Origin of the sequence: Halobacillus mangrovi (assembly GCF_002097535.1) — a bacterium.
In the GTDB taxonomy this organism is placed as follows: Bacteria; Bacillota; Bacilli; order Bacillales; family Halobacillaceae; genus Halobacillus; species Halobacillus mangrovi_A.
Genome location: NZ_CP020772.1, coordinates 1,493,870 through 1,516,425, shown reverse-complemented (window position 1 = coordinate 1,516,425; position 22,556 = coordinate 1,493,870). Strand labels below are relative to the sequence as shown.

The following is a 22,556-nucleotide window of genomic DNA, read 5'->3' as shown; positions in this document are numbered from 1 at the left end:
GGTTTTAATTCGCACAATATTTCATAATGGCTTGCTGGAGTGAGTTGATATACTTTATATCAGATAACATACTCATTTCACTTAATTGTTTTGCCTGTTCAGGACGAATACCGATAAGAACAACCTCTGGTCCCATATAAAATACAGAAGTCATCATATTATTAAAGACTTGAATCCCATCTCTTTCAACTTGTCCTACTGCTGTAAAATCAAAAAGTATTCGATCAATCCCGTCTCTTTGCGAAGATTGTAACAGATATTCTTCTATCGCATACATTTTCTCTTTGGTGATATCACCGAATAACGGAACCAAAGCTGTGTCCTCGGTCAAATCAATAAAGGGTGCAGATAACCGATTGTTTTGTTCAATGGCTTCTTCTAACTTTTCTTTTTCATCTAGAAGTTCAAAGTTCGTATCGTTTAAACGAGCCCTCAGCTGATTCATTGTTTTTGTGACCTTAATAAGCCGACTATCCTTCATCATAAGCATTACTTCTGCATAAAGGTCGTTTTCCCAAAAAACATACAAATCGGCAGTAAGAGGGCCGTCCTCTTCATTGACAGGTTTAAGATGAATCTCTACTGACGCTTTTTGCACTTCTGGATTAACCCAATTTTCGACTTTTGATTTGCTGTCTTCGTCAAATATATCTAAAAGATTCTCTTGATGGCCAAATAAATCTTCAGCCTCCTGAGACCAGGACTGAATTTGGTATTTTTTATTTATTTTGTAATAAGGAAGCGGGAAGGTACGGTCAACTAGTTTCATTAATAAGGTCTTCCCTTCCTTCTTTGAACCATCGGTGTAGGTGGTTTAGATCTTTCACCACCATGACTTGATCTGATTCAAATTCATCAAGATCAAATTTCTTAGCCATGCGACCACCAATCATGATGAGTGGCTTCCAAGGAAGCTTCTTAAATCGCTCAATCAATATTTTTAACGTAGGCAGCCGATAGGATAAAGCTGCAGAAAGACCGATCACTTCAGGCTTATACTTTTCAATCTGAACTAAAGAGTGATCTAATGGCAGATTCGGCCCTAGATACCTGACACGCCAGCCATTATCTTTAAACGTGTCAGCAACCATCTTCAATCCGATATAATGCTGCTCTTGCTCAACCCCGAACAAAATGGCTTTATACTTTTTCTGTTTATGTCCCTTGATATCTTCCGCTTCGGCTTCTAATTTAGACAACACAAAATCGCAAATAGCTGTCACTAAATGCTCATCCGCAACTGAAATTTCATTTTTCTCCCAAAGTTCCCCGATATAGTACATCGCAGGTGTGATGATATCTTCGAATAAATATAACCGGGGATACCTTTCGAGTAACTCTTTTGTATATTGAAGTGCCTGCTCTTCATTACCGTCCAGAAAATAAAGAGCAAGCTTTTCTTGATATTCTTTCAAACTAATTCACCTCTTACTTTGAAAGAGTAGGTAAATGTCTTAACGCCTCTTGAAGATAAAGGATCATTGTAGTGCCCTCTTTTTCATCGGTCAATGTTGTCTCTTCCAAGATCCGTACAAGACGTTCAAAATTATCTACAATCAGATAAGTGCCTACTCCCCTTGAAGTCAGGACATTGTTGAGCCAGTTGGTATAGTCTATAAAGAAATCACTGCTGTTCATTTCATAAGCAGCGTAAAGGTGATCAAGATGATGGTAATTGTCTTCTTCCGTTCGTTCTTTGCCGTTTTGGCCAAATTTCTCCCATAAGTATGGATAATCTGCATAAATCTCTTCAACAACCTGATGAACGATACGATCTTGCTCAACCTTCTTCATTCAGCTACCACCTCATACTTGGACACTTTAGGAACAATGCCTTGCAATTCTTGATCGGGATACTGCTTTTCTAATTCGTGAATCTTCTTAAACTGCTCACTCCTAGCCCAATTCAAGTAATCCTGCTTAGATGCCCATTCCAAGTGAACCGTTAGTTCTCCCGGCTTACGATCATTTTGCAGCAATTGGAAAGAAATGAACCCATCTGCTTGATCTACTAAACGAGACCGATTACGATAAATTTGGATTAACTCGTCTGCTTTATGGTCAGGAACGACGACTGTCGAGTCCACTACGTACATAAATTAAATCTCCAATCAAAAAATTGTTTTCAATACCAACTATTTTATCATATAAATAATTTATCTGTATAATAATTGCTTTACTAATAAAATTTCCACTCCACACAAAAGTGCAACTACATAGCTTATTCAATCAATAATTGTTCATCTATGTTCGGCACGATTTGTACGAACGTATAATCCTAAGAGCTCCCTATAAGCGAAGAAGTGGATCAGTAAAGTCGATCTACTTATGAACACGAGGAGCTAGGCGCGGTGAGTGAGGTAGTACCACAGCTCAAAAAGTTATCCATATAAAATTAAAATGATAAATTCCTAGATAACAAAAAAGACGCCAGCTTTTTGCTGGCGCCTATATCGTAATTATTGGACCACTTCGTCGATTACTTTCATCTCTTCGTGGTCAAGCAGGTTTTTGTTAACCATCTCATCCGCTTCTTTGTTCATATTGTCCTGTAAGTCTTTCAGTTCTTCTTTATCTCCTACCATATAGATCTTTTCCCAACCATAATCTTTTGCAAGCTTGTCCAGTTTAGGAGCTACACTCTTATACCAGCGGTAACGGTTCGCTTCAAACCTTTCCTGAAATTGGTCCTGTTTCGTGTTTTTTGCCCCTCCAGAGCCCATAGATGGCTGAGCTCTATGCGGTCCTTGGTGCTGTCTCCAGTCATCTGTATCTAAATCAAGCTCAAACAGTTGAGTATCATTAAGACTTCCTAGCTGTGCATCGATTAATTTAATTTGATTTTTCTGGGTTAAAATAATTCCTGTTCTAGGGAACTTTTCCTGCATCTCATTCAACTGATCAAGTACAGGAGTCTCCTCCCAATAAAACTCCGTCTTCACAGGCATCTGGAAGCGTTCCGCAAACCATACCGTATCATCTGCCGTAGCAAAAAGTACTACACTTTTGGCAAAATGCTGCTCATTCTCTTCGATGAATTGCTCCACTTTTTCTTTTACGGCCCAATAGTTTCGCTTTTCATCTGAATCACCGTCTTCTTGCAAATAAGATTCAAAATTGTTCAATCCATTCTTCAAGTGGATTTTCCATTCTCCACCTTGCTGATCTGGATCAGAAGGGTCGGTGTTTAAGTACATAGAGAATACCTTTTGTGGTTTTTGTAAATGAACTTGCTCTAGTTTTTTAATTTCTTTATTTAAATCCATAAAACAACGACTCCTTTTTCTTATGATTTACTTCTAATCAGTATGTTTCCTGAAAAAGGGACCTTTAAACTAGTTGATTTATCATTTTACGGGTTTAGGTGTCCTTTCGCCATCTATAGGATTGGGTAACGCCACAATTTTATATAGGGAATGTGTAGTCTTTTATACTAAAAAACAACCTGCCCAAAAGGGGCAGGTTGTTTGATCATGCTTATTTTGTCCATTCATCAATAACATCCTGGTGCTCGTCAATCCATTTTTGTGCGCCTTCTTCAGGGCTGTCTGCTTCATTTAGCGAAGACATCAAGCTACCAAGCTGTTGATCATCCATCATAAAATTATCAAACCATTTTACAACTTCAGGTTGATCCTCTTCTAAGCCTTTACGAGCTGCATAGGAGATGTTCTCAGACTCTCCATAGACCTTCTTCGTATCTTCTAGGAATTTAAGGTCCATTTCAGCGAAAGCCCAGTGAGGTTTCCAAAGAGTTACAACAATCGGCTCTTCACTCTCAATCGCATTTTTAAGCTCAGTTGTCATAGTTGGGCCTGAAGAAGCAGCAAGCTCATAATCCAGACCATATTCACTAATCGCTTCTTCTGTTAGTGACATGATACTTGCGCCTGCATCAATTCCAACGATTTGTTTCTCAGGGAATGCGTCAGAACCTTTAAGATCTTCTATTGTATTAACATCTTCCATATAAGTAGGAACGACAAGGCCTAGTTCAGTGCCCTTATACCATTCTTCACGCCAGTCAATTTCATCTTTATATTTTTCATAGAACGGTTTGTCTGTATGTGGCAGCCAGATTTCCATTCCGATATCTAAATCTCCAGCGGACAGAGCTTCATAAAGGAACCCTTTTTCCACCTGTTTCAATTCGACGTCGTAGCCTTTCTCTTCCAAAATTATCTTCCACATGTTTGATACGGCTACGTTTTCTGCCCAGTTGTTCATTCCGATACTGATCGTACCTTTTTCTTCTGTTGTTTCAGCATTATCTTCGCCTTCGCCGCCGTTTGCAGAGTCACCTTCTTCATTTCCTCCTCCACATGCAGCAAGGATCAGGAGCATCCCTAAAAACAAAGCGGGTAGCCATTTACGTAAATATAACATTTAATGTCCTCCTCTAGTTATGATTGTTCATGTCGTTCGTCTTAAATACAGTTTTGTATTATAGCATAAAACAAATCAAGTTCAAACAATTTAAACTGTACAAAAAAATAATTTAGTTTATAGTTTGTGATTTCCCTATTTATTCCACCTCAGGTCATCCAAAATCTGGATGACCTGAGGTGACATTTATTGGAATTTATTGTTTGCGTTGATTAGCGCGGCGGTCAGCTGCTTTGCTTCTTTCCATCGCTTCTAAATCTTCGTGGTCCGCTAATTCTTTAGAGAACTCTACATCAATGCCGTCTGTCTTTTGATTTTTTGGTGTCTGAGGTAATTTATTCTTCTTTTTACCTTTTGCATGGCGATGTTCATCTCTACCCATGAAAATCTCCTCCTTTACATTGATCACTTTTAGTCTTTCACTTTTACATGGAAATATTCTCCCTTCAAGACAGATTGTTATGTCATCGTTTTAATCAAAGAACCCGTTGTTCAATACCCCCCACTCACAAAGTTCCATTTATTCCTACACCTTTATAGAATGCAATTGTTCTTTGGAGGTATAAACCAAAAACCCCCACCTCAGGCCTTCCATATAATGGATGGCCTGAGGTGGGGGTTTTTGCTATTTCTTGCTTAAGCTTGGTTAAGGTTTTCTTGCTCATTGGTTACAGCTTGTCCGCGAGTAATAGAGAAATACGCCGTTCCCAGTGCGAATAGCACAAAGAAACCGCCAGCCGTGGCATTATGGATAACCGATGACTGCTCGATGACCATTGCACCGATGGTAGAACCTAATGCAATCCCAAGATGTAGAGCTGAATTATTCAAGCTCTGCTGGATATCGGCCGTTTCTGGAGCAGAAGAAATTAAATAATTTTGCTGAGCAGGTGTGATTGCCCAGCTTAACGCGCTCCATATTACCATCACAATCAAGAAGACAGGGAGTGAAAAGGTGACATAAGGAATAATGAAAATCGCTACAGCGAAAACACTAATGATTCCAAGAATGCTCTTTTCCGACCCTAGCTTATCTGACAAGAATCCACCGAAACCACCGCCGGAAACCGCAGCAACTCCGAAGATAAAGTACGCGACACTTACCCACGTGCCGTTTAATCCCATCGTTGTCTTTAAGAACGGTGTCAGATACGCATACAACGTTAAATGACCAGTCAAAAACAAGAACGACGTAAGTTGAGCTGTAAATATCTTTTGATCTTTCAACGTTTGAATTTGTTTCTTAATTGATAACACTGGTTTTGGATCAATCTTCTCTAATAGAAAGAACACAGCGACCATCGAGAGTAGTGTCAAAATAGAGATGAGCAAAAAAGGAGCTCTCCAGCCAAATGTATTTCCTATCGTAAGTCCTAAAGGAACTCCTAGAACCAAGGATCCACTGATCCCCATAAAGATAGTACCGATTGCTCGACCACGATATTCAGCATGAACGATCGTTGAAGCAATGGTTACTCCTAAAACGACTAATAAGGATCCGCTGGCAGCTGTAAAGATTCTAGCCAGCATAAGGATAGAGTAATTCGGACTGAAATAAGCTAAAAGATTTCCTAAGAAGAAAATAAACAATGTCCATAACGTAAGACGCTTTCGTTCTACTTTAGCAGTTAGCGTCAGCAGAACCGGTGAAGCAATAGCAAAAACAAGTGAAAAAATTGTAATGAGAAGTCCTACATGCCCAAGGCTCACGCCTAAATCCTCTGCTACAAGGTCGAGTGTGCCGCCAATAATCAACTCGACTGTACCAACTACAAATGCGACTAATGCTAAAAGGTAGACTTTTTTATTCATAAATCATTATCCCTTCCGTTTAGGTTACCACTACAATGGTAACCATAATAAACAAGGAATACAATATCGTTTGCAGTAATTTTACGAAAAGATAGATACCATGTATTCTTAAACCTAGAGATTACTGAGAAGAGGGATGAGGTTGTTACAAAAATTTGGATTCACACAGTACGAAAGCCAAGTGTTTGAAGTATTGACCGCGAGTACTTCTCCACTTGACGCCACAACGATAGTTAAATATTCACAAGTTCCAAAGTCAAAAGTATATGAAGTATTAAACCGCCTTGCTGATAAAGGATTGATTTTAAGTTCATTTACTGACCGAAAAAAACTTTATACTGCTCTCCCTTTAGAAACAATCATTGAAAAATTGACAGACGAATTCCAGACGAACGTCGAGGAATTAAAAAGTAAGAAATACTCTTTAACGCCAGTAGATGACAGAGTATGGACGATCAAAAATAATAAAGCAATTTCTTCTCTTACCAAACAAACTCTGTCAAAAGCATCCCGCAGCATTTACTTTTCAGGATGGTCGGATGACTTGCTCACGATACTACCAGTGCTCGAAGAGAAACAGGAAAATGGTCTTGAAGTAGAAGTGATGTCGATCGGTGAAATAGATACTATTTTAGAAAACACTCACACCCTATTGCCAGATGAGAGACATGAAGCTCTTGAACGTTATCAATTGATGATTGCGGATGAGAAGGAGCTGGTGTTTGCGGGAGTTGAACATGGAGAATGGCAAGGAATTCAAACACTTTCCAGTCCACTGGTCAAATTTTTTACAGAGTTCTTTTTCCATGATGTAGCTCTTGCTGAAATCACACACAAATATGAGGACACTCTGATGAAAGACGAAAAAATTAAGAACATATTAATGAAATTACGATATTAAAAAATCGCGTATCCAACCGGATACGCGATTTTCTCTTACTTAAACCTTTTCTACTATATAGGCTTGTTTTTCCCTGTAGTATTTTTCTCCGTCCTCAGAGGAATGTTCAAAAAAACCTGCGAAGCTATCCACAATCTTATACTCTCTTTCTGGATCAGTAAATAGCTGTGATTCGTTGTTGGATAATACAACAACATCTGTAGTAGAGACAAAGCTGTCCAATTCTTTTGCCTTATAATTTTGACCAACTTCTACTTCACTTAAACGATATTGAGTCATGATTACATTCCACCTTTCTATACATCCAGTTTCCCAGATATTTGTAAGGTAAAACGTTATAGATTTGTTCGGCTAAGAAGCAAATAAAAACCTTGCTGGTATAAAACAGCAAGGTTCAAATAGGTAATAAATGCTTCCTATATAGTCTTATAATTAACTCGATGACTATCTTCGGATACTTTTTAGGGAAATATCGCTTTTGATAGTAGGTATAATAAGCTTTTTTAAGATCTGGCCAATGGGTACACTCTTTTTCTTGTGTAAACCGAACCACATCAATGATTTTCACTTCATTCTCAGGTGTAAGCATCATATTTTTCAAGTGGATATCTGAAGGATTCAACCCCTTGCTCCTCGCAAATTCCAGAGCTTTATCAACCTGTTTTACCATCTCAGGAGTAATTTTGATCCCCTGAACTAAACAATCGTAAAAAGTAAGACCCTCAACGAATTCAAGGACAAGGAATCCATCTCCTTCCTTAATCAACTGTGGAAAGAAATCATGGTTTGATAACATGCGATAAACATCTGCTTCCTTTTCAGCCAAATCTTTAAACCTGGGATAAAAAACTTTAACCGCATGATTTGTACCTTCAATCCTAAAAACAACTGCACTTCTTCCTTGCCCGATCCATTCAAGCTGTCTCGGGCCATTTACCAACTGGTCCCCATTGAAGTCAATGTGTGTAACCCACTCTTTGATCGTCTCCATAGGTCTCTCCTCTTTTAACAACCATCTCTCTTTTGTAGAAAGTATATCAAATTCTATGGTAAATAGGTAAAGTTTTAATATTTAACCCCTTTTATTGACAATGAAAATCATTATCAATTATAATGAAGGCACCTTCTTAGAAAAGGAGAAAGACTTATGCATGAGACCATTGTTGTACTTAAAAATTTTCAATTCGAAAAGCCTACGCCATGTCTTTGCGAACCTCAGACATATAAAATAAATAAGAAAGACCGCTTATACATTTTAGGAGACGCGCACTTTAACGAAATCCATGGGTGGCATATACCCTTGCAAAGAAACCAGGATGTACGTTTCCATATGTTTTTAGACGATTTAGAAGAGCTTTATAAACAAAAGGTTGTTTGTCCTGAGATGGATTTAGAATTAGCGGCAAATTATCATCAATTCAAAGTTGACCAAGCTTTAGATGATAAGAATTATGGACTTTTTATAAAACATACCAACCTTCTGCAAGAGTGGTCTGAATTCCTGCCCCCTGCAAGTACACCTAAGGAGCAGGTGTAGAGATGGCTAAAATTTTGATTGGCTTTGTTAGTATGTCTGGAAATACTGAGGATATAGCTGATATCCTTCAGTCGCATTTGGAAGATAAGGGACACACCATTTATATGGAAGAATTAGATGAGATCGATCCTTCTTATTTACTTGAATATAATGGGGCAATCATAGGTTCTTACACGTGGAACGATGGAGACCTTCCTTATGAAGCTGAAGATTTTTATGACGAATTAGAAGAGGAAGATCTAAGCGGAATTCCTGTTTGTGTGTTCGGTTCAGGAGATAAAGCATATCCTAAATTTTGCGAAGCAGTAAATACATTTGAAGAAGCACTTGTTTACCGTGGAGCGACTCTTATTCAGGAAGGGCTAAAGATAGAATTGAATCCTGATGGAGAAGATGACCACGAGAATTGTAAGTTATTCGGTGATAATATTTCTAACTACCTTACAAAAGTTAAGGTTTAAAAAAACAGCCGCTCTTTCAAAAGAAAGTCAGCGGCTGTTGATTTACATATTTTTCTGTTCTAATTCCTGTTGAGCTCGTTTTATTAGTTCTTTGACCATTTGTCCGCCCATATGTCCTCCGATAGTACCTGCCTCTTTAGTCGTTAATTGGCCATTATATCCCTTTTTCAAAGGGATGCCCATCTCTTTAGCTACTTCATACTTAGCGTCTTCAGGCGTTTGTGCATTACTTACCTTTGCCTTTAATTCATCCATTCTTTGTCTGGCTTCAGGTACGAGCAGCTTATTTCGTCTTGCCATTTGTTTTCTCTCTATTCTTATTCCTGCTTATCTCTTCCCCATCATTGCTGATTAAATGTCCATCTTTATCCACACGATCAATTGTCCCATCGATCGTTCCTTCAGTTAACGTATCTGAAGCTTGTTCGTGTGTGGTGGCAAGTCCTTTAGAAACTTCATCAGCTTTATTATAATCTTCAGGCTCATAGGTGCGCCCAGCGATTTCTTCTGAATTATTTTTGGATTTTCTACTCAAGTGAAACCCTCCTTACCATTTCTTTTAGCGTTTGCAAAAGTCAATAAAGCATACACTGAAACGTTCAAGCACTTCATTCTTACATATGAGAAGAAATTTTTCAGTAAGAGTGCCCAACAGATTCTTCTTCCTTATAAGTTATATTGCGATATAAATCACCATTATCCAACTTCAACATCGGTACTTAAAAGCGATAAAAGAGGAAGAAGATATGTCTAATCAATCTAAACAGGATTATTCTGTTTCGATACGATTCAAGAAGAAGATCTTCATGGCAACAGCCAAAGGAATTTGTAATTTTCTTAGCTAATGTAATTGCCTGGGCACTTCTTAAGATGCAGAAGAAAATCTAACGAATCGGGATAAAACACTACAATCTCATCCAAACTATCGGTGGAGGTGTTTAGATGAGTAAGAAAAGCAACTCGAAAAAAGGAAAAGTACCGCCGACTGTTAACCCACAAGGATTATCTGAAGATATAGCAGATCAACAGCCTGATTCGCAATTGGAGCAAAAAGCTAAAAAAAGTAATACAAAACGCTAAAAAGCTGACTCTTTTTAAGTCAGCTTTTTCTGTTCACTAAATCCTCAACGAGCTTATAGGAAGAGGTCCTGTCATAAAATTGATAAATTGTTTGCGAAATCCTTACGGGATCACCAAAGAAAAAGCGCTCATACAACGTCTGGCGTGATCCAAATGAGCTCATCGTCAAATCCCACGCCATTCTGAAAAGAGCCACTCGTTCTTTTCCTCTACATTCCGCCCCCATCAAGTAATGATCAATTTCTTTACCAACTTGAGTAGAAAAATTTGATTCTTTAGGGATGGATATTAAACCGCTCGCCCCCAGCAGTTGAATGATTTCCGTGAACCTAGGATAGAGTTCTTGAAATTGATTGATGGCTACATATAACGGTCCCCGTGCAGGAACCATTACACCCGAAGGATCTAATTCTGCTTCTGCTTCTGAATATTGAAGTAAAGCTTTCAACGTTTCTAGTCCTTTGACGATCTCGGACATTTTACTTTGAATATGCTGATATTCCCCAATATTGATCGTTTCAACAATTTGATCAGCTACTCCCAGTATAAACTCCGTTTTGACAACTTGCCTTGAGGCGATCTGATGAAGGGTGAATGGAACGAACTTTCCTTTTATATATAAATCATTGGCCGCACAAATATTATCATGAAGAAACACTCGTTCCCACGGAACAAGGACATCGTCAAAGATGACAATCGTATCCATCTCTTCAAATTTGGATGACAAGGGGGAATCCTCGTTTACGAATGACTCTCGGCAGATAAACTTCAAACCTGGCGTATCGCTTGGGATCGAAAAGCAATAAGAATGGCTGTTTTCTTTCGCTCCTGGTGCAGAAAAGACAAGAATTTCATCGGTCATTCCACCCTGGGTAGCTAGAAGTTTTGCCCCTTTGATTACAAGTCCTTCTTCCATTCGTTTTACTATTCTTGCATTTGTAACGTCCTCTTCTAAATAAGCGAGCTTTGACCGATTGGATTGAGGGTTAACGAACGTATGTGTAAACGATAAATCTTTTTGACAAGCATATTCATAAAATTGAACCAGTCTTTCAGGAAAACAGTTTGGTTTTCCTTTCAAAATATCTATAGAAGCCGCAAAGGAAGCTAATACCGTGTTCATATAATCAGGACTTCTCCCCATCAGACCGCCCGAATGGCTTGCCCATTGCTGGATCATTTTTCGCCGATTTTCTAAATCGGTTTTCGTTTTAGGGATAAGATAGGACATACCTACCCGCTCCCCTGTCGTATCTGAAAGAAATGTCATACTTTCCTTCCGTTCATTCTGCATGTCATAAAGCTCTGATTGCGTTTGAATCACACCTTTAAAGGCTGGATGAGTTGAAATTGCTCCTTCGACTTTTTTACCATCCAGCCATACTTCCGTCTGCATGGCATCGATTCGCCTCTTATACTCTTCACCTGTAATCATCGGCATGATATCACTCCTCATTTTTGTGCCTCACACAAAAATAGCTGATAACATACCATATTAAATTGCGCCCATAGTGTGATTCATTCACCCAAAATTTGTTTCTTCATGGATAGTAATTAAAAACAGCAGCCCCAATAATGGCTGCTGTTTTTCATAAGTTTAGCGTCGGTCCCCGCCCAGAATGTCGAAAATACCGCCTGCGATGCTGCCTTCCCCTTTATCGTTTCCTCCACGTTGCGGGGAAGCCGCAAATACACGACTGGCTAAACGGCTGAATGGCAAGGATTGAACCCAAACCGTTCCTGGACCTCTTAAGGTAGCGAAAAATAGTCCTTCTCCGCCGAACAAAGCTGTTTTTACTTTTCCTACGAATTCTATGTTATAATCCACATCCCCCGTCATCGCTACTAAACAGCCGGTGTCTACCCTCAGGGTTTCCCCTGGTTCGAGGACACGCTTATGCATCGTGCCCCCTGCATGGATGAAGCTCATGCCATCGCCCTCTAATTTCTGCATAATGAACCCTTCCCCGCCAAAAAAACCTGTTCCTAACTTACGCTGAAGTTCGATCCCGACAGAGACTCCTTTTGCCGCAGCAAGAAAAGCATCCTTTTGACAGATTAGCTTGCCATTTAGTTCACTTAGGTCCATAGGGATGATTTTTCCTGGATAAGGAGAAGCGAAGGAGACGTGTTTCTTCCCTTGACCTTCGTTCGTGAACGTCGTCATGAAAAGACTCTCACCTGTTATGACACGTTTTCCGGCCCCGAGTAATTTCCCCATGAGGCCACCGCCGCTATCTTCAGAACCGTCACCAAAAATGGTTTCCATCCGAATCTGATCGTCCATCATCATCAGACTGCCCGCTTCAGCAATCACCGTTTCATCTGGATCGAGCTCCACTTCAACAAACTGCATATCGTCTCCATACAACTTGTAATCAATTTCATGATTATTCATGTTTCCATCTCCTTTTATTAGGCTAATAGAACATACGAAATTACACCGAAAATGATTCAGTTATTTACAGTCCTTTCTCCTTATCCTCCTTTATTTCCTACTATCTTCATTCTAGTCGTTTAGAGACTTTATGACTAGAGTCCAGATGGGGGTTTTTTTGTCAATTGATAAAGAAAAAAGAAGAATCGTGAAAGAACAACGTTGTTCTTTCACGATTCTTCAGTGAGTATTATGGATTTGTTACTTTCTCTTCGGTGAATTGATCTGTCTCAGTTGATCCTTTTAATGCGGTGGTCGAGGAGGTTCCTCCTGAAATGACCTGTGCCACTTCATCAAAATATCCTGTCCCTACCTCTCGTTGGTGGCGCGTAGCAGAATAACCATATGTTTCGCTCGCAAACTCTGCCTGTTGCAACTCTGAGTAAGCTTCCATTCCTCGATCTTTATATTGTCTGGCTAATTCGAACATGCCGTGATTAAGGGCATGGAATCCAGCGAGTGTAACGAATTGGAACTTGTAGCCCATTTTTCCTAACTCACGCTGGAAGTTAGCAATGGTTTCGTCATCGAGTTTCTTTTTCCAATTAAACGATGGAGAGCAGTTATAGGCAAGTAGTTTACCCGGGTATTTCTCATGGATGGCCTCTGCAAACCTTCTTGCTTCCTCAAGGTTTGGTTCAGAAGTTTCACACCATACCAGGTCCGCATACGGAGCATAAGCAAGCCCGCGCGCAATAGCCTGATCCAAACCAGCTCTCGTTTTGTAAAATCCTTCTGCCGTTCGTTCCCCTGTAATAAAAGCAGCATCTGTGTCGTCTACATCACTTGTAATCAAGTCTGCAGCATTTGCGTCTGTACGTGCAATGATAATTGTCGGAACACCCATGACATCTGCAGCAAACCGTGCTGAAATCAAATTACGTACTGCAGTCTGTGTTGGTAAGAGCACCTTTCCACCGAGATGACCGCATTTTTTCTCGGAAGAAAGCTGATCTTCAAAGTGTACCGCCGAAGCACCCGCTTCAATCATTCCTTTCATCAATTCAAATACATTCAGCTGTCCCCCAAATCCAGCTTCAGCATCGGCAACGATCGGTGCAAACCAATCGATATCATTTTTACCTTCCATGTGGTGAATTTGATCAGCTCGCTGCAAGGCCTGATTGATCCGTTTGACGACTTGAGGCACACTGTTTGCCGGATAAAGGCTTTGGTCAGGATACATATGACCGGATAAGTTCGCATCAGCAGCAACTTGCCAGCCACTGAGATAAATCGCTTTCAAACCTGCTTTCACTTGCTGCATCGCCTGGTTTCCTGTCAATGCCCCTAGAGCGTGCACATAATTTTCTTCGTTTAACAGCTTCCATAGTTTTTCTGATCCTTTTTCAGCTAATGTATATTGAATATCCATCGAGCCACGAAGTCTGATGACATCCTCCGGCTCATACGGCCGGGTTACACCTCTCCAACGTTCTTCGTTTTGCCACTGCTCTCTCAACTTTTCAATTCTTTCATTCACAACCGTTCATCCCCCTTAAGATAGACATTTATGTTCACAGCGCCATAATTACTGAAAGATCCAATATGCACATCGATTGATAAACGACTTTCTCGTAAACCCTCATCTTCGTTTACTAGACTATTTGTTATATATTAGACTATGATTATTTACGTCTGATATATAACAGAAACACCAAAAAATTATTCGTCTTTCTTAGAAAGACAGCGATCACATTCCATCATATAAGTATAAGTATGACCTTTCACCTCTGAACCACACTGGGGACATGTAACTGTTTGACGATTTTTAGTTTCTTTCATTTTTAATTCCTCCTCTTTAATATAACAGTTGTATTTGTTTCTATCTGTTATGGTACAGTTTACGATGAGTAAACCAGAAATGCAACCATTTTTTGAAATTTTTTCTACAATTGGGCGATTAGGTTTGAAAGAATGCCGGTCTCATGGGATTTGTGACCGACACATTTTTTGTTTAAAGTATATTGGTGATGTTGAATTGTGATGAATTTGGAGAGCTTGTGACAATTTGGGGCTGGGTTTGCTACCAACTCAGGTGGTGCTTGCACCATTTGAGACTGACTTTGCACCAACTGAGGGGGTCTATGGACAATTTGATGGCATTTCAGCTATTTTTAGCAGACAGTTGATACTAGTTTGACTGCCTCTCCCAATTACAGGTAATTTTAACGTACAACTGTTACATAACACTCCTTTCTTCAATTGATCTTTATGGACATTAAATTTTTCGAATACAATATAATCGAGAGTATGATGGTTTTCCTTACATTTTAAATGGAATAATTGTTGGGCTTGTTTTGTCCATACGGTCCAAGTATGATTTTCAAGTAGATGATTTAATTCGAAAGGGAGGTATTCGCTGCGGAACACATGAGGGTGGTCGGAAGAAAGATTCGCAGAAGGATGAGTAAAGACTACATAATTTTCTAATGGAATAGAGGGTAACTTCCATTTTTTAAGCCAATTCTTAAGCTGAAAACTTTGCCGTTTTACTTGAATAAGAGGCTCAGGGTATGCTCTTTCAACACCATTACCTTTTTGTACTAACTGATGAGAATCATGTTCATAAATTAATTTTCCAGCCATATGTTTCACTTCAATGAGGATTAGACGAGCTCCTGAGATTAACAAGCAATCCATCTGAAAATAATACTCGTCCCTTTGGAGGTGCAAGCCGTTTAACCTATCATAATCTTTTCGTAAAAAATACAGATGGTAATCTAGTGAATTCTCTCCGTATAGTCCAGAGGCTTTTAAAGTCAATTCTTTTTCTATCAAAGGAAAGGAAGGATGGTTTCCATCTAACCTATGAACCAGAGTTTCTAGCCTTTTTACTAACAATTCAATCATGAACTCCCCCTCTCATACTAAGTTCTTTTATTTTACCTGACCAAAACAAAAAAGCCTACCAATAAAACGAACTGTACACCGTATAATAGACTTTTAAAAGTCTACTCATGGTATAGGTATAGTTCAATTGGAAGGCTTAATTGCTTTATGAAAATATACGGTCGATTTGTGAGATCTCAGCATCTGAAAGGTCTACGTCCAGGGTTCTCAAGTTGTCGACTACTTGACGATTACGCTTCGCACCAGGAATGACTGCATCAATAGACGGCTGATTTAAATACCAGGCCAAAACAACATGTGGAACATCCACGCCTTTTTTCTCTGCAATCGGTCTCAATTGATCTACCTTAGCTAAATTTTGCTTAAATGCTTCTCCTTGAAAGAGAGGGTTTTTGGCTCGAATGTCATCAAATGTGGTGTTTTCATCGTACTTACCAGCCAATAAGCCAGAAGCAAACGGAAAGTATGGGACAAAAGAGATGTCATTCGCAGCTGTGTAGGGAAGCATCTCCTTCTCAGCTTCACGTTTAAATAAATTGTATTCACCTTGAATTACATCGACATATCCATATTTGTTGGCTTCTTTCAATTGCTCCAGGGAAAAATTAGAAACGCCAATAGATCGGATCTTTCCTTCATCCTTTAATTCTTTCAACGCTCCTACGGCTTCATCCTTTGGAGTCTTACCATCCGGAAAATGAATATAATACAAGTCAATATAATAAGTTCTCAGACGCTGAAGACTGTCCTCTACCGATTTTTTTAAGAAGTTAGGAGAATTATTGAATACAATGTCTTCTCCTTTAAATTGATGTGCACCTTTTGTCGCGAGAATAATGTCTTCACGTTTGTACTCCTGCATTACTTCGCCCACTAGTTCCTCCGACCGTTCAGGACCATAGATAAATGCTGTATCTAAAAAATTGATTCCGTTGTCGATTGCCGTACGTACAACATCTTTGCCTGCTTCTTCATCTAAGTTAGGGTAAATATTATGGCCTCCAACCGCATTAGTTCCAAGACCAATCGGGTTGACCTGCAAATCTGACTTACCTAATCGTGTTAATTTATCCACTATTTCATCTCCTCTTCATAGTCACTTCCCTTTGATATTTACCACATCTATCCAAATAAAAAACAAAAGTGACCTCCTTCCAGGAGAGTCACTTATCTGTCATCAAATTAACAAATTCCTGAAGCGCAGGTGAGAGCCACTTTTTCTTATGATAAACAAGCTGGATCATCATACCAAAATCATCAGAATCAAAGTCTAGACGGATCAATCGCCCGTTCTCTAATTCCTGCTTCACCGTCATTTCAGGAAGCATAGCTATTCCAAGTTCATCCACCACACATTGTTTAATTGCTTCAAGACTCGTAAAAGATATGATCGAACGAGCTTGAATCCCTATTTCTTTCATTAAATTTTCTAGGGCTTTACGATAGGAGCAATCTTTTTCAGTTAAAATTAATGTTTCATCTTGCAGCAACTCTACATCCAGATTTTCTTGATGCGCAAGATTATGATTAGGCGAAGCAACCATAACCATCTTTTCACGTCTTAATGGTATGGAATTTAAGTGAGGATGATTTATTTGTTCTTCAAGGACTACTGCTAAATCATAATGACTTTCTAATATCCCTTCAAGCAGATTCGGACACAAACCTGATTCCAGTTGAATTCTCATATCAGGATTCTTTTCTTTAAATAGCTTAACGGTACCGGTTATAAAATAGGCGGCAAGAGATTCAACCGTTCCAATCCTGACTGTTCCTCTCATCCTACTCTTTTGGGAGAGTTTACCTTCTGCCTCTTCCATTAGCTCTAAAACCTGTTGAACATAATGTAAAAGTTCTTCCCCCGACTGAGTCAGTCTCATTCTCTGCCCCACTCTTTCAAACAATTTCACGCGATAATGTTCTTCTAGTTTTTTAATTTGGGTCGTTACGCTTGATTGAGCGTAGCCGAGCTCTTCCCCAGTACGTGTGTAACTTCCCCATCTAGCCACCTCTTTGAAGGTGTAGAAATATGATAAGTCCATAGGCTCTCCTCCCATCAAAAATTACGATAGTATATATCATTAATTATAGATATCTGCAATGTCTAAGGCAATGCTATACTATTTAAGAACTACTAAGAACAAGGAGTGTAAAGATGAAAATCTTAACAATATTAGGCAGCTCTCGAAAAGATGGGAATACAGAATTTTTAACTAGTAAAGCTATAAAAAATATAGATCATACAACAATTCGTCTAAGTGATTACCATATAAAACCGATCACTGATCTACGACACTCTAAGACTGGATTCTCTCCTGTAGATGATGATTACGAGAAGTTGCTAGAGCAGTTTCTAAACCATGACATTATCATCTTTTCCACGCCGATTTATTGGTTTGGCATGTCTGGGCAAATGAAGGTGTTTATAGATCGATGGTCGCAATATTTGCGCGATGAACGCTATGATTTTAAAAGAAAGCTATCACGGCAAAAAGCTTACGTTATAACTACAGGCGGAACCGATCCTAAGCTGACCGGGTTACCTTTGATCCAGCAATTCGGACATATATTTGACTTTGTCGGCATGACATTTGAAGACTATATTATTGGTCAAGCTGTGAAGCCAGGAGAAATTCAAGCAGACCAATCAGCATTAAAGAAAGCAGAAGAATGGAACGAGTATTTTAAAAATTTGTAAAATACACCTAAATACGAACAAATGTTCTTGTAATAAAATTAAAACTCGTTTACAATAGAAACAAATCCAAATCTATTAAAGGAGTGTTCATATGAAACACCAGGCTACCCCTTACTTAACATTTAACGGTAATGCTAAAGATGCTCTTGATTACTATAAGGAAGTATTTGGCGGCGATATCATGGGCATGCAAACATTCGGTGAAGCAGACTTCGAAACTCCGCCGCAAATGGATGATAAAGTTATGCATGCCAGCTATAAAAAAGATGAACTCGTCTTTATGGTTTCAGATTCATTCTCTCCCGATGGTTTTAAAGCTGGTAACAACATTTCTTTAGTTCTAGAGTTAGAAAGTGCTGAGGAGATTCAAACCTACTATAAACGTTTAAAAGAAAAGGGTACTGTATTAATGGAATTACAGGACACTTTCTGGGGAGCAACATATGCGAAGGTTAAAGATAAATACGGAATTATCTGGGATCTGAACTTTACAAAAGACCAATAAATAAGGAAAAGCGGCTCATGGCAGAGCCGCTCTCTCTTACTTTTCTAAATGTAATGTACAATTGAATCGATCGCAAACCCACTTACCTTCTTTAAGCACGACTTCTGTTACCGATGTATTTTTCATATGTTCTACTTTTATATTATCAGGGTCCAACTCTCTCAGCAGGTAACTGATCACCCCGCCATGACTTACTACGATAATATTCACACCGGGAGCATTCTCTTCTGCCAAGTCTTCCATAAAGGAAAGACTTCTTTTTACCACACTCTCCGGCTTTTCCATACCGAGTTCAAGACTTCTCCAATTTTCGCCCCACTTACCAACCCTTTCTTCTTCCGTCGTGCCTTCTATCTGGCCACCGCCAGCTTCTCGCAAGCGAGGATCAAATTTAATGTGCAATCCAACTTTTCGACTGATAATATCTGCGGTTTGTTTTGCCCGTTGAAGAGGGCTTGAAAACAAGGCATCCCACTTTTCAGTTTCCAGTCTTTCAGCCAATTTTTCAGCATCTTCCCTGCCTTCCTTGTCAAGAGGAATATCTGAGCTGCCTTGCGCCCTTTTTTCTTTGTTCCATTGCGTGCTTCCGTGGCGGATGAATGTTAGTTTCATATTCTTTCTCTCCCTTTTAAGTTATTTTTTATATCACTTTCGATATGAAAATGCATGAATCCTTTAACAAGGACAAAATAATTAATATTGCTATTTCCCCGTATATACGTTACTATATAGTCACATAATATATGTTACTAAATAGTAACATGATTAAGGGGTTTTAATAATGATTGATGAAAAGGAGGATTTGACACTAACGTTTAAAGCACTATCCCACCCTATAAGAAGAGAAATTTTAGACTTCTTAAAGGAGGGTCCAAAGACAACTGGCTTTCTAAGTGAACAATTTGAAAACATCAGTCGCTATGCGGTCATGAAACATTTGTCTTTGCTAGAAGATGCTGAACTAGTAATTGTTAGACGTGAAGGTCGAATACGTGAAAACTATCTCAATGCTGTCCCATTGCAGCAGATTTATGATCGTTGGATGAATCAATATCAGTCTAATATAGCCAGCTCAATGCTTAACTTAAAATCTAAACTTGAAAGGGAAAATGAAACGATGGAAAAAAACAGCTTGAAACATGACTCATTTCAAATTGAACAAAAGATAACCATTCATGCACCTGTAGCCAAAGTGTTTGATTCTCTAACAAAGGACATTAATAAATGGTGGGCTTATCGCTTGTGTGGTGACGACTCTACTTTATCTTTTGACCCTACACTAGGCGGAAAATTTATCGAAACTAATTCTGATAATAATGCAGCTTTATGGGGTACAGTTAACTATATTGAAGCTCCATATGAAATTCGTCTGCAAGGTTTGTTAGGAATGAAAGGGGCTGTCAATAGTTCTTATACGTTCAAACTTGAGGGAGATAGGGATTCCACTACCCTGACTTTATCGCACGATGCAGTCGGACTTCTAGATCCGGAATGGAAAAACGCTCACGAAGGAGGATGGGAAGAGCTTCTAGGGAAATTTCTAAAAGCTTATGTAGAAGAAGGGAAAAAATATCAGGAAGTAGGGGAATGATTTAATTCCTGCGCTTCCTTTTTATAAAAACTTCTTTCTTGGCTATATCTAGTGAACCAATCACTGGATGATAATTTTCGATACAGAATATATTTGTGGATCTATTTTAAAAAGCTCCTCCTTACTCTATTCTACTGTAAGGAGGAGCTTTGCTATTTAGGGAAGGTCCGTACCAAAGGATCCCCATATTCTTTAATCTAAATCTAAATCTGTTACAGCACCTTTCGCAGAAGAAGAAACTAAGCGGGCGTATTTGGCTAAAATCCCCGTCTTATGTTTTAAGGCTGGACTCTCCCATGCTTGACGACGTCTTTCAAGTTCACTTTCTGAAACATCAAAATTAATTTGCTGAGTATCACTATCAATCGTAATTGTATCACCTTCTTGCAGCAAGCCAACTGGTCCACCGACTGCGGCTTCAGGTGCTACGTGACCAATGACAAAACCGTGAGAACCGCCGGAGAAGCGCCCATCTGTTAAGAGAGCCACTTTACCCCCGAGTCCTTTACCGACAATCATCGCTGTGACGGAAAGCATCTCAGGCATCCCCGGACCGCCTTTTGGACCAACGTTACGGATGACTAATACATCACCCTCTTTTATTTCATTGTTCACGATTGCATCGGTCGCTTCTGCTTCACTATCATATACGCGGGCAGGCCCTTCAAAACGACTGATTTTTTGACCGGACATTTTTGCAACTGCTCCCTCTGGGGCCAAATTACCCTTAAGAACAACCAGTGGTCCGTTCGGCTTAATAGGATCTTCAAGCGGCAGAATTACTTTTTGTCCTTCTTTAAGAGGAGTAGCTTCAGCCAGATTTTCTGCAACAGTTTTTCCTGTCACGGTCAAGCAATCACCGTGCAGCAAGCCATGCTCATGAAGCAGCTTCATTACTGCTGGTACACCCCCGCTTTCATAAAGGTCCTGCATCACATAACGACCGCTTGGTTTCATATCCGCAATGTGCGGAACGTTCTGTCTTATTCTTTCAAAATCATCAAGACTCAAATCGACGCCTGCAGAGTGAGAAATCGCTAGCAGGTGAAGAAAAGCATTTGTAGACCCACCAAGGGCCATAACAACAGTGATGGCATTTTCAAAGGCTTCTTTGGTCATAATATCACGTGGATAGATATCTTTCTCAAGCAATTGAACAACCATTTCACCAGCTTGCTTACATTCAGATTCCTTATAATCATTAACAGCAGGTGTTGAGGAGGAACCAGGGATGCTCATTCCCAGGGCTTCCACAGCTGCAGCCATCGTATTTGCTGTGTACATGCCCCCACAGGCTCCCGCACCAGGGCAAGCACTACACTCTACCTTATGAAGCTCTTCTTCATTGATTTGACCTTCATGGTACTGCCCTACCGCTTCAAATGAGGAAACGATATCGATATCTTTACCGTTTAACTTCCCAGGCTGGATTGTTCCACCGTACACATAAACAGACGGGATGTTCATGCGTCCGATCGCCATCATACAACCAGGAGTAGTTTTGTCACATCCTCCAATAGCAACGACGCCATCAAGACGTTCAGCATTCGTAACTGTTTCAATCGAATCGGCAATAATTTCACGGCTCGGAAGTGAATAGTGCATTCCTTCGTGTCCCATGGCAATCCCATCAGAAACGGTAATTGTGTTAAAGATCATTGGAGCGCCGCCATTCTCTTTTGCTCCGCTCTTCGCTTCGCGTGCTAAACGATCGATATGTACATTACATGGGGTTACCTCACTCCATGTACTTGCTACACCGATCATTGGCTTTTTAAAATCTTCGTCGGTAAACCCAACAGCTCTCAGCATTGAGCGGTTCGGGACTCGGTTGACACCTTCACTGATGACTTTACTTTTTATTCTTAAATCTTTTTTGTTTTTTTCCATCCCTTACACTCCTTCGTAGTATATTTCTTTGCATGTCGAATTTTTTGGAATTTTAATTAACTTATCATGATGATACTAACTTAGAGCATACTTCGCAATAACTTTTCAGAAAATATCAAACTTTCCTAATAGTGAAGCGCTTTCATATATACAAAAGACTTACTCCATGAATGGAGTAAGTCTTTTGGAAAGTTTTATAGGTTGGACGGTTTAAATGTCTTACAGTCTGTTTCCTCACTGTTATGTGCTTGATCTCCCTTATGACTAACGACATAAATTCGATCTGCTCCACAGTTTTGACCATTTTCATTGTACACACAGTTCTTTACTTCACAAAGAACGTCTAGCGCCATCTTCACACACCTCCCTATGGACTTAGAATCCTACATAAAAAAGGAAATATAC

At 39.5% G+C, this 22,556-nt stretch carries 29 protein-coding genes; 7 read left to right on the top strand and 22 right to left on the bottom strand.

Annotation, left to right across the window (positions count from 1 at the left end):
• Positions 1–4: 4 nt before the first annotated feature.
• The 8 genes from HM131_RS07275 to HM131_RS07240 all read right to left on the bottom strand — a co-directional run bounded on the left by HM131_RS07275 (position 5) and on the right by HM131_RS07240 (position 6,198).
• Positions 5–769, bottom strand: a complete 765-nt coding sequence (locus tag HM131_RS07275) for an STAS domain-containing protein (protein WP_085029130.1) — start codon at positions 767–769, stop codon at positions 5–7.
• Positions 756–1,415, bottom strand: coding sequence for a cobalamin B12-binding domain-containing protein (locus tag HM131_RS07270; RefSeq protein WP_085029129.1), 660 nt, complete (start codon positions 1,413–1,415; stop codon positions 756–758). Before HM131_RS07270 ends, HM131_RS07275 begins: the two co-directional genes overlap by 14 nt.
• A 13-nt stretch (positions 1,416–1,428) precedes the next feature.
• Positions 1,429–1,794, bottom strand: a complete 366-nt coding sequence (locus HM131_RS07265) for a hypothetical protein (protein ID WP_085029128.1) — start codon at positions 1,792–1,794, stop codon at positions 1,429–1,431.
• Complete coding sequence (locus HM131_RS07260) at positions 1,791–2,096, bottom strand: antibiotic biosynthesis monooxygenase family protein (protein WP_085029127.1); 306 nt, start codon at positions 2,094–2,096, stop codon at positions 1,791–1,793. Before HM131_RS07260 ends, HM131_RS07265 begins: the two co-directional genes overlap by 4 nt.
• A gap of 363 nt (positions 2,097–2,459) precedes the next feature.
• Complete coding sequence (locus HM131_RS07255; protein ID WP_085029126.1) at positions 2,460–3,266, bottom strand: VLRF1 family aeRF1-type release factor; 807 nt, start codon at positions 3,264–3,266, stop codon at positions 2,460–2,462.
• Positions 3,267–3,477: 211 nt separating this feature from the next.
• Entirely contained in the window at positions 3,478–4,386 is a 909-nt protein-coding gene (locus HM131_RS07250; protein ID WP_085029125.1) for a glycine betaine ABC transporter substrate-binding protein, read from the bottom strand.
• A 196-nt stretch (positions 4,387–4,582) separates the two neighbouring features.
• Positions 4,583–4,768, bottom strand: coding sequence for a YfhD family protein (locus tag HM131_RS07245; protein ID WP_085029124.1), 186 nt, complete (start codon positions 4,766–4,768; stop codon positions 4,583–4,585).
• 254 nt (positions 4,769–5,022) lie between these two features.
• Positions 5,023–6,198 carry an MFS transporter gene (locus HM131_RS07240; protein ID WP_085029123.1) on the bottom strand — a complete coding sequence of 392 codons (1,176 nt, stop codon included), beginning with the start codon at positions 6,196–6,198 and terminating at the stop codon, positions 5,023–5,025.
• 142 nt (positions 6,199–6,340) lie between these two features.
• On the opposite strand from HM131_RS07240, the gene HM131_RS07235 reads away from it, so the two are divergent.
• On the top strand, positions 6,341–7,099 hold the full coding sequence (locus tag HM131_RS07235) for a TrmB family transcriptional regulator (protein WP_085029122.1): 759 nt from the start codon (positions 6,341–6,343) through the stop codon (positions 7,097–7,099).
• A 39-nt stretch (positions 7,100–7,138) separates the two neighbouring features.
• Here the strand turns inward: HM131_RS07235 and HM131_RS07230 are convergent, their stop codons facing one another.
• A complete protein-coding gene (locus tag HM131_RS07230; protein WP_085029121.1) occupies positions 7,139–7,378 on the bottom strand; it encodes a hypothetical protein in 240 nt (79 codons plus the stop codon).
• Between the two features lie 115 nt (positions 7,379–7,493).
• Positions 7,494–8,090, bottom strand: a complete 597-nt coding sequence (locus HM131_RS07225) for a protein kinase family protein (RefSeq protein WP_085029120.1) — start codon at positions 8,088–8,090, stop codon at positions 7,494–7,496.
• Positions 8,091–8,246: 156 nt separating this feature from the next.
• Between HM131_RS07225 and HM131_RS07220 the strand changes: the two genes are divergently transcribed.
• Together HM131_RS07220 and HM131_RS07215 are read left to right on the top strand one after the other, a co-directional pair.
• Positions 8,247–8,636 (top strand): hypothetical protein, encoded by a 390-nt coding sequence (locus tag HM131_RS07220; RefSeq protein WP_085029119.1) that lies wholly within the window; start codon positions 8,247–8,249, stop codon positions 8,634–8,636.
• Between the two features lie 2 nt (positions 8,637–8,638).
• Entirely contained in the window at positions 8,639–9,097 is a 459-nt protein-coding gene (locus HM131_RS07215) for a flavodoxin (protein WP_085029118.1), read from the top strand.
• 42 nt (positions 9,098–9,139) lie between these two features.
• Here the strand turns inward: HM131_RS07215 and HM131_RS07210 are convergent, their stop codons facing one another.
• A complete protein-coding gene (locus HM131_RS07210; protein WP_085029117.1) occupies positions 9,140–9,397 on the bottom strand; it encodes an alpha/beta-type small acid-soluble spore protein in 258 nt (85 codons plus the stop codon).
• On the bottom strand, positions 9,381–9,632 hold the full coding sequence (locus tag HM131_RS07205; protein WP_085029116.1) for a YozQ family protein: 252 nt from the start codon (positions 9,630–9,632) through the stop codon (positions 9,381–9,383). Before HM131_RS07205 ends, HM131_RS07210 begins: the two co-directional genes overlap by 17 nt.
• Before the next feature lie 407 nt (positions 9,633–10,039).
• Here HM131_RS07205 and sspL point away from each other — a divergent pair, with 407 nt between their 5' ends.
• Complete coding sequence (gene sspL, locus HM131_RS07200; RefSeq protein ID WP_085029115.1) at positions 10,040–10,177, top strand: small, acid-soluble spore protein L; 138 nt, start codon at positions 10,040–10,042, stop codon at positions 10,175–10,177.
• Between the two features lie 19 nt (positions 10,178–10,196).
• Here sspL and hpaB read toward each other — a convergent pair whose 3' ends face one another.
• The 7 genes from hpaB to HM131_RS07170 all read right to left on the bottom strand — a co-directional run bounded on the left by hpaB (position 10,197) and on the right by HM131_RS07170 (position 17,509).
• Positions 10,197–11,618, bottom strand: a complete 1,422-nt coding sequence (gene hpaB, locus HM131_RS07195; RefSeq protein WP_085029114.1) for a 4-hydroxyphenylacetate 3-monooxygenase, oxygenase component — start codon at positions 11,616–11,618, stop codon at positions 10,197–10,199.
• A gap of 156 nt (positions 11,619–11,774) precedes the next feature.
• Positions 11,775–12,575 carry a TIGR00266 family protein gene (locus HM131_RS07190; RefSeq protein ID WP_085029113.1) on the bottom strand — a complete coding sequence of 267 codons (801 nt, stop codon included), beginning with the start codon at positions 12,573–12,575 and terminating at the stop codon, positions 11,775–11,777.
• Positions 12,576–12,804: 229 nt separating this feature from the next.
• Positions 12,805–14,097 carry an isocitrate lyase gene (gene aceA, locus HM131_RS07185; protein WP_085029112.1) on the bottom strand — a complete coding sequence of 431 codons (1,293 nt, stop codon included), beginning with the start codon at positions 14,095–14,097 and terminating at the stop codon, positions 12,805–12,807.
• Between the two features lie 182 nt (positions 14,098–14,279).
• Complete coding sequence (locus HM131_RS20590) at positions 14,280–14,399, bottom strand: YhfH family protein (RefSeq protein ID WP_157130776.1); 120 nt, start codon at positions 14,397–14,399, stop codon at positions 14,280–14,282.
• Positions 14,400–14,699: 300 nt separating this feature from the next.
• Positions 14,700–15,467 carry a nuclease-related domain-containing protein gene (locus tag HM131_RS07180; protein ID WP_085029111.1) on the bottom strand — a complete coding sequence of 256 codons (768 nt, stop codon included), beginning with the start codon at positions 15,465–15,467 and terminating at the stop codon, positions 14,700–14,702.
• Positions 15,468–15,612: 145 nt separating this feature from the next.
• Positions 15,613–16,542: an aldo/keto reductase gene (locus HM131_RS07175; protein WP_085029110.1), complete on the bottom strand. Its 930-nt coding sequence runs from the start codon at positions 16,540–16,542 to the stop codon at positions 15,613–15,615.
• Positions 16,543–16,630: 88 nt separating this feature from the next.
• Positions 16,631–17,509, bottom strand: a complete 879-nt coding sequence (locus HM131_RS07170; protein ID WP_085029109.1) for a LysR family transcriptional regulator — start codon at positions 17,507–17,509, stop codon at positions 16,631–16,633.
• 113 nt (positions 17,510–17,622) lie between these two features.
• Here HM131_RS07170 and HM131_RS07165 point away from each other — a divergent pair, with 113 nt between their 5' ends.
• Together HM131_RS07165 and HM131_RS07160 are read left to right on the top strand one after the other, a co-directional pair.
• Entirely contained in the window at positions 17,623–18,165 is a 543-nt protein-coding gene (locus tag HM131_RS07165; RefSeq protein WP_085029108.1) for a flavodoxin family protein, read from the top strand.
• A gap of 91 nt (positions 18,166–18,256) precedes the next feature.
• The gene (locus tag HM131_RS07160; RefSeq protein WP_085029107.1) at positions 18,257–18,670 is read left to right on the top strand and encodes a VOC family protein; all 414 of its coding nucleotides are present in this window, start codon (positions 18,257–18,259) and stop codon (positions 18,668–18,670) included.
• Between the two features lie 36 nt (positions 18,671–18,706).
• Here HM131_RS07160 and HM131_RS07155 read toward each other — a convergent pair whose 3' ends face one another.
• Positions 18,707–19,282, bottom strand: a complete 576-nt coding sequence (locus tag HM131_RS07155; protein ID WP_085029106.1) for a histidine phosphatase family protein — start codon at positions 19,280–19,282, stop codon at positions 18,707–18,709.
• A 169-nt stretch (positions 19,283–19,451) separates the two neighbouring features.
• Here HM131_RS07155 and HM131_RS07150 point away from each other — a divergent pair, with 169 nt between their 5' ends.
• Positions 19,452–20,261: a helix-turn-helix domain-containing protein gene (locus HM131_RS07150; protein ID WP_085029105.1), complete on the top strand. Its 810-nt coding sequence runs from the start codon at positions 19,452–19,454 to the stop codon at positions 20,259–20,261.
• A gap of 192 nt (positions 20,262–20,453) precedes the next feature.
• On the opposite strand, the gene ilvD is transcribed toward HM131_RS07150, so the two are convergent.
• Positions 20,454–22,151: a dihydroxy-acid dehydratase gene (gene ilvD, locus HM131_RS07145; RefSeq protein WP_085029104.1), complete on the bottom strand. Its 1,698-nt coding sequence runs from the start codon at positions 22,149–22,151 to the stop codon at positions 20,454–20,456.
• 194 nt (positions 22,152–22,345) lie between these two features.
• Positions 22,346–22,504, bottom strand: a complete 159-nt coding sequence (locus HM131_RS07140; RefSeq protein ID WP_085029103.1) for a DUF1540 domain-containing protein — start codon at positions 22,502–22,504, stop codon at positions 22,346–22,348.
• Positions 22,505–22,556: the final 52 nt, after the last annotated feature.